Origin of the sequence: Longispora albida DSM 44784, assembly GCF_000379825.1 — a bacterium.
Taxonomy (GTDB): domain Bacteria; phylum Actinomycetota; class Actinomycetes; order Mycobacteriales; family Micromonosporaceae; genus Longispora; species Longispora albida.
On the sequence record NZ_KB903834.1, the window covers coordinates 563,211 to 569,703 of the forward strand.

Sequence of the window (6,493 nt, forward strand, 5' to 3'; positions counted from 1 at the left end):
TCACGACGTGAGGGGTCCCAATGATCCTGACCGTGACGCTGAACGTGGCGCTCGACGTCACGTACGCAGTGGATGCCCTGGTCCCCGGTGAGGCGCACCGGGTGCGGAGCGTGACCGAGCGGCCGGGCGGCAAGGGGCTCAACGTCGCGCGGGTACTCGGCATCCTCGGCGAGCCGGTGGTGGCGACCGGGTTCGCGGGTGGTGCTGCCGGGCGGCGGGTACAGGAGCTGCTGACCGTGCCGCATGCCTTCGCCGAGATCGGGGCGGAGTCGCGCCGGACGGTCGTGGTGTCGGACGGCGCCTCGGGTACCGGGTTCTGGGAACCGGGGCCGGTCGTGACGGGGGCCGAGTGGGAGGGCTTCGTCGCCCGGTACACGGGGCTGGTGTCGGCGGCGCGGGTCGTGGTGCTGTCGGGGTCGTTGCCGGGTGGTGTGCCGGAGGACGCGTACGCGACGCTGATCCGGATCGCGGAGGAGCACGGCGTTCCGTCTATTTTGGACAGTAGTCGTGCGGCGCTGGTCAAGGGGCTCGCGGCCGGGCCTGCCGTGGCCAAGCCGAACGCGGAAGAACTGGCGGAGCTGGCCCCGGGACTCGGCGTCGTCGAGGCCGCCCGGGCTGCGGGGAGCGGTGTCGTGTTCGCCTCACGCGGGGCTGACGGGATGCTCGCGGTCACCGGCGACCGGGCATGGCGGGCCGTCCCGCCGTCACTGAGCGGCAACCCGACCGGGGCGGGGGACGCTGGGGTCGCCGCGATCGCGCGCGGGCTCGCGTACCAGGAAAAATGGTCTTTGATCTTGCAAGACGCCGTGGCGCTGTCCGCTGCGGCCGTGCTCGCCCCCGAAGCCGGGGCCGTGGCACTGCCGGACTACGAGCGCATCCGCCGGGCCGTCACCGTTGAGGAGTTGTAGATGCTCACCCCCACCGCAGAACTCGTCGTGCCCGGCCAGGGCATTGCCGCGTTCAATGTGATCACCCTTGAGCACGCCGAGGCGATCGTGACCGGCGCCGAGGCAGCCGGGCAGCCGGTGATCCTCCAGATCAGCGAGAACGCGGTGAAGTTCCACGGCGGGCGGCTCGCGCCGATCACTGCGGCCACGGCTGCCGTCGCCCGGCTGTCGAGCGTCCCGGTCGCGCTGCACCTTGACCACGTCGAGGACATGGCCCTGCTGGAGCAGGCGCCGCTGCACGACTTCGGCTCGGTGATGTACGACGGCTCGAAACTGTCCTATGAGGACAATGTCGCGATGACCGCGAAGGCAGCGGCCTTCTGCCACGAGCGCGGGCTGTGGCTGGAGAGCGAACTGGGCGAGGTCGGCGGCAAGGACGGCGCCCACGCGCCGGGCGTGCGGACCGATCCGGCGGAGGCGGCGGCCTTCGTCCGTGACACGGGCGTTGACGCGCTGGCCGTCGCCGTCGGGTCCTCGCACGCGATGACCTCCCGGGACGCTTCCCTGGATCTGGCACTGATCGCGTCGCTGAAGGAAGCAGTACCGGTGCCGCTCGTGCTGCACGGGTCTTCGGGCGTGCCGGACGAGGAACTGGCGGCCGCGGTCCGGGCCGGCATGGTCAAGATCAATATTGGTACCGCGCTGAACATCGCCTTCACCGGCACCGTCCGCGACTACCTCGCCGAGAACAGCCGCACCGTCGACCCGCGCAAGTACCTGGCCCCGGCCCGGGACGCGATGGCGTCGACGGTCGAGCACTTCCTCCGGGTGATGACCAGCAGCTAGCTGTGGATTTCCTGAGAGGACCACAGCACCGGCTCAGGGCAGGTGGCGCACGATCGGGGCATGCGTACGAAACTGGTGATGGCAGCCCTGACCGCCGCCTGCGTCGGATCGATGGCCACGACGACGGCGAGCGCGGGTCCGGGGCCGGGTGGTCAGCCGCTGACGGCCTCTGTGCAGGGGCAGGCGCGGCTGGCCTACGAGGTGGCCGAGGACGACGTCCGGTTCACTGTGGACGCCCGGGCGACCTATGCGCCCGGCTCCCCGATCCCGGCGACGGTGACGGGTACGGCACGCATCTACCACCGGCACGGTGACCTGACCGTCTGGGCCGACATCGCCGTCGACTGCGTGACCGCCGGCGGGCCCACGGCCACCGTCACGGGGATCGTGGTGGACGCAGCGCCCGCCGTCCAGGACTGGAAGGAACGCCAGATCCGGCTCGGCTTCAGCGTGTACGACGCGGGGAAGGACAAGGCCGGGCGCGACCGGGCCGGCTTCTCCGGGCCGACGGCACCCGGCGAGCCCCTGCTCCAGAAGTGCATGGCACCGGCGGCCCACTTCGGGGTACGCGAAGGCGGGTACACCGTCCGCTGACGATGTACCCGCCACGTCTCGTCCTACTCGACGCCGAGGAAGCCGCCGGACTGGCGGGCCCACAGCGCCGCGTACAGGCCGCCCTGGGCCAGCAGGCTGGCGTGCGTGCCCTCCTCGGCGATCCGGCCGCCGTCGAGTACCACGATCCGGTCCATGCGGGCGATCGTGGAAAGCCGGTGGGCGACGGCGATCGTCGTCCGCCCCGCCATCACCTCGCCCAGCGTCTCGTGGATCGCGGCCTCCGCTTCCGAGTCCAGCGCCGAGGTCGCCTCGTCGAGTACGAGGATGGGAGCGTCCTTGAAGATCGCCCGTGCGATGGCGATCCGCTGGCGCTGCCCGCCGGACAGCGTGACACCGCGTTCACCGACGTGCGCGGCGTACCCGGTCCGGCCGTCGGCGTCCCGCAGGCCCGCGATGAACTCGTCAGCCGACGCCTTGCGCGCAGCGGCCTCGACCAGGTCGTCGCTGGCCTCGCGGCCGTAGGCGATGTTGTCCCTGACCGAACGGTGCAGCAGCATCGCCTCCTGCGTGACCATCGCGATCTGGCCGCGCAGGCTGTCCTGCCGGACGGCCGTGACGTCCTGGCCGTCGATCTCGATCGTCCCCGCCTCCGGTTCGAAGAACCGCAGCAGCAGGCTGACCAGTGTGGACTTTCCCGCGCCCGAACGGCCAACCAGCCCGACCTTCTCCCCCGGCGCGATGTCGAGACTGATCCCGTCGAGCCCGCCGCTGCCCTTGCCGTAGTGGTGGCTGAGGTCGCGGATCCGGATGCGGCCGCCGTTCACGACGAGATCAGCCGAGCCCGGCCGGTCGGCCACGGCCAGCGGCTGCGCGATCGTGCGGAGGGCCTTGCGGAGCACGCCGAGCGCGCCGAACAACGAGGACACCCCGTCGAGCAGCCACTCGCCCATCGCGGTGATCCGGAAACTCAGGGCGAGTGCCGCGGCGACCAGGCCGATCGGGGCCGCGCCAGAATGCCAGAGCACGATGCCGTACCCGGTCAGCCCGGCCATGAGCACGCCGCTCAGCGTCATCATGCCCACGTTCATGGTCACTTCGAGACGTTGTACCCGCAGGTGGGCCCGCCGGGCCCCCTCCAGAACCCCGCGGCTCTCCCGGTCACCAGCCTCCTGGTCGGCGAACAGCGCGAGGGTGTCGATGTTGACGTACGAGTCGACCAGGTGCCCGGTCAGCGCCGACGCCGCGTCCTGGTGACGGCCGGAGGCGCGGCGGTAACGCGGGACGACGTAGACCATGAGAGCGGCGTAGAGGACGAGCCAGAGCCCGAGCGGGAGAGCCATGCGCGGGTCCATCGACGCCATCAGCCACGCTGACGCTCCGATGTAGACAGTCACGTAGGTCAGGATGTGGACGGTGCAGTACACGGCCGAGGTGGCGGCACTCGCGCCGTCGCGTACCCAGGCCGCGATCCGCCCGGCCAGATCCCGGCGGAACCAGCCGACGGGCTGACGCGACACGTACCGGTGTACCCGCCACAGCGCCAGCGCCTGCGCGTTGGGCCGGATCGCGAGGTCGTCCAGCGCCTCACTGAACAGGTGGATCACCGGCCGGACGACGAGGACGAGCGCGGCGGCGACCAGCAGGCCGGTGCCGTGCTCGCGCCAGAGGCTTGCTGGCGGGGTGGACGCGAGGGTGTCGACCAGGCGCCCGGCGTACCCGATCAGCCACACCTCCAGGATCGCGCTGATCACCGTGAGGCCGACGCTGGCGAGGGCCGCGGCCCGCAGCGGACGGAACTCGCGCAACAGGAACGGCAGTACACGTGAGGACGGGGTGCTCAGGTCACGGGACCCGAACGGATCCACGCAGTTTTCGAGCATGCGGAACAGGGAACGGAACAATGACACGGATGCCCTCCAGGCATACGAGGAAAGAGGGAAGTCGGAGGGCTGACCAGTGGGTCCGGCAGGGCACAGCGGTCAGCCGCGTGCGATGGGGCCGGTAGCGCGCACTGGTCGCCCCTCTCTCCTCGAACGTGTCAGGTCTGGGGCGGAGCCTAACGGCGGCGACCGCCGGGCGCACCCGGTTTCCGCTCCGGATCGCTGGTGAGCCGGGCCAGGAGCAGGGTGAGGCGGCCGCCGGCGAGATCGGGACGCAGCCGGCCGGAGCGTTCGAGCGCGACGAGGCCGTGGAGCGCGCTCCAGACGGTCTCCGTGAACAGCTCCGCCGGGGCTCCGCCCGCCCAGGGCGCACAGGCGGCGGCCAGCTCCGTGAAGGCCTCGACAAGCGGAGCGGGCGCGTCCGGGCCGCCGAAGGGCAGGTCGGTACGCAGGATGAACATCGCGTCGTAGAGCGCCGGGTTCTCCCGGCCGAAGTCGAGGTACGCGGTGGCGACCGCCGTCATGGCCGCACGCTCCCCGTCCGCCGCCGTCCGCCGCGCGCGCAGGACGGCGGCCAGCTCGGCGAAGCCCTCGACCGCCACGGCGGCGGCTATCTCGTTCTTCGAGGCGAAGTGGCTGTAGAGCACCGGCTGGCTGTACTCGATCCGTTCCGCCAGCCGCCGCGTGGTCACCGCCTCCCAGCCCTCGGCCTCGGCCAGCTCCCGGGCCGTCGAGATGATCAGCGCGTGGCGGCCGGCGCGTTCGCGCTCCCGGCGGGTGGGTGGTTCCGGGGCGGCCCCGGGTGCTGCTGGCTGCTTCGGCATGCCGGAATGCTAGCGGCGCTAGATTTCCTGCCGTCGCTCACCCCAGCACGCGTGAAGGAGTACTTCTCATGGCTCTCCGCCGGTTCACCACCGTCCTGTCCGTCCTGCTCGGGCTCGGCATCATCGGCATCGGGCTGCGGTTCCTGCTCGACCAGCAGGGGGCGGCCAGCGGATTCGGCGTGCCCGCCTGGCCGTCCGGCGACGCTGGAGCGTTCCTGACGATCAAGGGAGTACGGGACATCGGCACCGGGCTCTTCGTGCTGGCGCCACTGCTGCTCGGGCTGCGGCGCGCCGCCGGGTACGCGATGCTGGCCGCCGCCTTCATCCCCTTCGCGGACATGCTGATCGTGTTCGGCTACGGCGGGACAGCGGCAGCGGCCCTCGGCATCCACGGCCTGACGGCAGCCGTGGTGATCGCCGCAGGGGTACTGCTGGTCCGGGAGAAGGCAGCCGTGGTCAGGGCCGGCTGAGGGCTGGCCAGTCGACCCGGGAGATGAGGCGCGACAGGACCAGGCCGAGCAGGATGCCCGCGAGGGTGTCGGTGAGCCAGTGGAAACCCAGGTACACGGTCGTGATCGCCACGATGACGACCGGCGCGATCCGGAGCACGCGGTGCCAGGCGGCCGACAGCCAGGGCGCCAGGAGAATCGCGAGAACCGTGTACCAGACGAGGGTGTTGATGGCGTGGCCCGACGGGTAGGACATGTGGCCGTCACCGGCGAAGAACGCCGCGTCCGCGCCGGGAGTCTTCGGCGCCGGGCGGGACGTGAGCACCTTGATCGGGCCGATGGTGAGCAGGTTGAGCACGTACGCGAAGACGATCGGGTACACGGGCCACCACGTGCGCCACGACCGGCGGTCGCCGCCCTCACGGAAGACCCGCCAGAGCCCGATCGCGAGGCAGAGCACCGCCAGCGGGCTGCCCTGGCCCAGCTTGTTGAACACCCGCAGTGTCACGTCCAGCCAGCCCGGCCGGTGCGCGTCGAGGAAGTCCCTGACGTCGAGGTCCGCCGCGAGCAGGCGCCCGGTGGCCAGGGCCACGGTCAGCGCGACGGCGGCCGCCAGTGCCAGGACGTCGAGCCACCAGCCAGGCCGCACGCTACGCCAGGGAATCCGCATGCCGACCATTAAACCCGCTGGTTATGGCGGTCCCGTGCGGATGCCCGCCGGATACGGGTACGGGTACGGGTACGGCGAAGGCCCGCCCGGACGAGCTTGAGTTCTAGTGGTCGTCGCAACACCCCAGTTCAGGGGATGCGATGGATTTCGAGGTTCGTGAGGGTCGGGTGCCTCAGGGACGCAAGAAGCTGGTCGCGGAGCGGGAGGAATACTTCCGGCTCATGCAGCAGGGCTTCAGCGTTCGAGAGGCGTGCCGGATCGTCGGCGTCAACAGGCGGACCGGGCAGGAGTGGAGCAACGGGCGCCCGGAAGGACGGAAGAAGCCGTTTCGGCCGCCCGCGCATACCGCGCGGGCGGCCGCGCGTTTGCCGTCTCGGTCCGA

General features: G+C 71.2%; 7 protein-coding genes and 1 pseudogene. 5 read left to right on the top strand and 3 right to left on the bottom strand.

Annotation, left to right across the window (positions count from 1 at the left end):
- The first annotated feature begins 20 nt into the window (after positions 1 to 20).
- Genes A3G1_RS0123185 through A3G1_RS38900 form a run of 3 tightly spaced genes read left to right on the top strand, consistent with a single transcriptional unit; the run spans position 21 to position 2,327 of the window.
- The gene (locus tag A3G1_RS0123185) at positions 21 to 908 is read left to right on the top strand and encodes a 1-phosphofructokinase family hexose kinase (protein ID WP_018351888.1); all 888 of its coding nucleotides are present in this window, start codon (positions 21 to 23) and stop codon (positions 906 to 908) included.
- Positions 909 to 1,733: a class II fructose-bisphosphate aldolase gene (locus tag A3G1_RS0123190; protein ID WP_018351889.1), complete on the top strand. Its 825-nt coding sequence runs from the start codon at positions 909 to 911 to the stop codon at positions 1,731 to 1,733. It begins immediately after the preceding gene.
- Between the two features lie 60 nt (positions 1,734 to 1,793).
- A complete protein-coding gene (locus A3G1_RS38900) occupies positions 1,794 to 2,327 on the top strand; it encodes a hypothetical protein (protein ID WP_018351890.1) in 534 nt (177 codons plus the stop codon).
- A gap of 23 nt (positions 2,328 to 2,350) precedes the next feature.
- Here A3G1_RS38900 and A3G1_RS0123200 read toward each other — a convergent pair whose 3' ends face one another.
- Together A3G1_RS0123200 and A3G1_RS0123205 are read right to left on the bottom strand one after the other, a co-directional pair.
- Complete coding sequence (locus tag A3G1_RS0123200; protein WP_026212430.1) at positions 2,351 to 4,177, bottom strand: ABC transporter ATP-binding protein; 1,827 nt, start codon at positions 4,175 to 4,177, stop codon at positions 2,351 to 2,353.
- Between the two features lie 167 nt (positions 4,178 to 4,344).
- Positions 4,345 to 4,992: a TetR/AcrR family transcriptional regulator gene (locus A3G1_RS0123205; protein ID WP_018351892.1), complete on the bottom strand. Its 648-nt coding sequence runs from the start codon at positions 4,990 to 4,992 to the stop codon at positions 4,345 to 4,347.
- Positions 4,993 to 5,060: 68 nt separating this feature from the next.
- Here A3G1_RS0123205 and A3G1_RS0123210 point away from each other — a divergent pair, with 68 nt between their 5' ends.
- Positions 5,061 to 5,462, top strand: a complete 402-nt coding sequence (locus tag A3G1_RS0123210; RefSeq protein WP_018351893.1) for a DUF4267 domain-containing protein — start codon at positions 5,061 to 5,063, stop codon at positions 5,460 to 5,462.
- Here A3G1_RS0123210 and A3G1_RS36365 read toward each other — a convergent pair.
- Positions 5,449 to 6,111: a phosphatase PAP2 family protein gene (locus tag A3G1_RS36365; RefSeq protein ID WP_211216369.1), complete on the bottom strand. Its 663-nt coding sequence runs from the start codon at positions 6,109 to 6,111 to the stop codon at positions 5,449 to 5,451. The genes A3G1_RS0123210 and A3G1_RS36365 overlap by 14 nt on opposite strands.
- Before the next feature lie 140 nt (positions 6,112 to 6,251).
- Here A3G1_RS36365 and A3G1_RS41495 point away from each other — a divergent pair.
- A pseudogene (locus A3G1_RS41495) lies at positions 6,252 to 6,493 on the top strand (IS30 family transposase); the annotation flags it as partial.

Coding starts and splice junctions, on each gene's coding strand:
- A3G1_RS0123205 (WP_018351892.1), bottom strand. CDS start 4,992: ATGCCGAAGCAGCCAGCAGCACCCGGGGCCGCCCCGGAACCACCCACC.
- A3G1_RS0123190 (WP_018351889.1), top strand. CDS start 909: ATGCTCACCCCCACCGCAGAACTCGTCGTGCCCGGCCAGGGCATTGCC.
- A3G1_RS36365 (WP_211216369.1), bottom strand. CDS start 6,111: ATGCGGATTCCCTGGCGTAGCGTGCGGCCTGGCTGGTGGCTCGACGTC.
- A3G1_RS38900 (WP_018351890.1), top strand. CDS start 1,794: ATGCGTACGAAACTGGTGATGGCAGCCCTGACCGCCGCCTGCGTCGGA.
- A3G1_RS0123185 (WP_018351888.1), top strand. CDS start 21: ATGATCCTGACCGTGACGCTGAACGTGGCGCTCGACGTCACGTACGCA.
- A3G1_RS0123210 (WP_018351893.1), top strand. CDS start 5,061: ATGGCTCTCCGCCGGTTCACCACCGTCCTGTCCGTCCTGCTCGGGCTC.